Source organism: Mesorhizobium sp. 2RAF45 (genome assembly GCF_052115225.1).
Lineage (GTDB): Bacteria > Pseudomonadota > Alphaproteobacteria > Rhizobiales > Rhizobiaceae > Mesorhizobium > Mesorhizobium jarvisii.
Map to the genome: position 1 here is coordinate 1 of NZ_JBFRGG010000033.1, position 1,977 is coordinate 1,977.

2 pseudogenes are annotated in these 1,977 nt (G+C 64.8%); both read right to left on the reverse strand.

Going from position 1 to position 1,977, the window contains the following annotated elements:
* Positions 1–810, reverse strand: a pseudogene (locus AB4Z43_RS33430) (peptidase domain-containing ABC transporter); the annotation flags it as partial.
* A gap of 198 nt (positions 811–1,008) precedes the next feature.
* Positions 1,009–1,977 (reverse strand): annotated as a pseudogene (locus AB4Z43_RS33435) (hypothetical protein); the annotation flags it as partial.

A 1,977-nucleotide genomic window follows, 5' to 3' on the forward strand; every position in this document is an offset into this window, starting at 1 on the left:
GAAGACGTGCAGCTGCAACTTGGTGTCCAGACGGGCGCCGACGACATTGATGATCAGCCGCCGTGCATGGCCAAGCAGTGTCTCATAGGCGAAAACCACGGCGATCACCGCCGACAACAGCACCAGCGTCGAGATGCTGTTGAACTGCAGCACCTTGTTGACCACCGTCATGACGATAAGCGGCGGCAGGATGGTAAGGACACTCAGCGTGAACGAGGCGATGGTGATATCGCGCAGGGCGTGACTTTCGAGCCGCACCAGTTCGGCGAGCCAGCGAAGGGTGAAGGGCGCGTCCGCCGCGACATAGGATCGTGTGGCGCGCAGCAGCAGTGCCTCGCCGGTCCACACCTGCGACAGCCGCAACTCGTCGATGGCGACGGCTTCACCATCTTCGGGTGCATCCGCACTTTTCAGGAAGACGACGTTTCGCTCGGCGCTCGCCCCGGTGAGGAGAGCCGCGCCGCCGTCGTTGAACAACAGGACGACAGGTCCGGCGTCCTGGAAGCGCAAAAGGTGCGACCAGCGGATGCGCACGGCGCGTGACCACATGCCGGCGTCCTGCGCCCACTGCGACAGATCGGCGGCGGCCGGAACCGCGCTCGCGGCCCTGAATTCGTTCGGGTCGAGCTCGACACCGTGATAGCGGGCGGCGCGCAGCATCGCCTTGAGGCGTGGCCCGATCTTGTCGAATTCGGCCGGACCGCCAGGGATCCGCGCCATAGTGCTCTCGCCGCCCGCCGCCTGGCCTTGCGCGGAACCGGCGTCGATCGGGACCGCTTGGATTTCGGCGTTCACGGGGATGTTCACCATGGACTTGTCTTCCAGCACGCAAGCGAACTCGACAATTCCCAGGCCGAAGTGCTTCTGCCGAGGGTTTCGATCATGCCGCCATCGTACTCCGAATTGATCGGCCGCGCGACTCTTCTGCCAGTCCGTGTCCCGGGATGTTCAACGCGCGAACTTCGCTTTGCAGCGAAGCCCGCGCGCTTTTTCAAATCAACATTCTGCCTACTCGTGTGGCTTCAAGAGATCCTTCAGGGACGTCTTGACGGTGTGGTCGGTGCTGGCGTAGCCGGCACCATGCTTGGTCTGGTCCGAGGTGAGATCCGTGCTCGCCCCCGACGGCTTGTTCTGGTCGTGACCAAATCCGCCAATCGTCTTGAGGACATTCAGCAGGTCCGTCGCCACCGTTGTGACCGCAAGACCGATCAGGTCGCGGAACGATGCATGCTTGCCGGGATCACTGCCGCCGTCAGTCGAGCCGGGTTGCAGGAATTGCGTCGTGTCCTTGAGCCCGAGCGAAGTGGACGTGACCTTGGCGGCGTTCCCGTTGCCGGACTTGCCACCGTCGTCGTCCTTGCCGCGCCCGTTGCCTCGGTTGCCACGATCGTCGCGGTCCTCGTCATTGCCGTTGTTGCCATGGTGGTGATGATGGTGATGGTGCTTATCATCGTCATCGCCTGAGCCAGTCGCTCCGGTTGCACCGGTCGGACCAGGCGCTCCGGTTGAGCCAGTTGCTCCGGTCGATCCAGTCGCGCCGGTAGAGCCAGTCGCTCCGGTTGAGCCAGTGGCGCCAGTAGAGCCAGTCGCTCCGGTAGAGCCAGTTGCGCCAGTAGAGCCGGTCGCACCAGTCGAGCCAGTTGCTCCGGTCGATCCAGTTGCTCCGGTCGATCCAGTCGCGCCGGTATCACCAGTTGCGCCGGTCGAGCCTGTCGCACCGGTCGAGCCAGTCGCTCCGGTCGCTCCGGTCGAGCCAGTCGAGCCAGTCGCGCCGGTCGAGCCGGTTGCTCCGGTCGAGCCGGTTGCTCCGGTCGAGCCGGTTGCTCCCGTCGAGCCGGTGGCACCTGTCGCTCCGGTCGCACCTGTCGCTCCGGTAGAGCCAGTTGCTCCGGTCGAACCCGTCGCTCCGGTTGAGCCGGTAGCACCCGTCGAGCCGGTTGCTCCGGTAGAGCCGGTTGCCCCGGTCGAGCCAGTCGC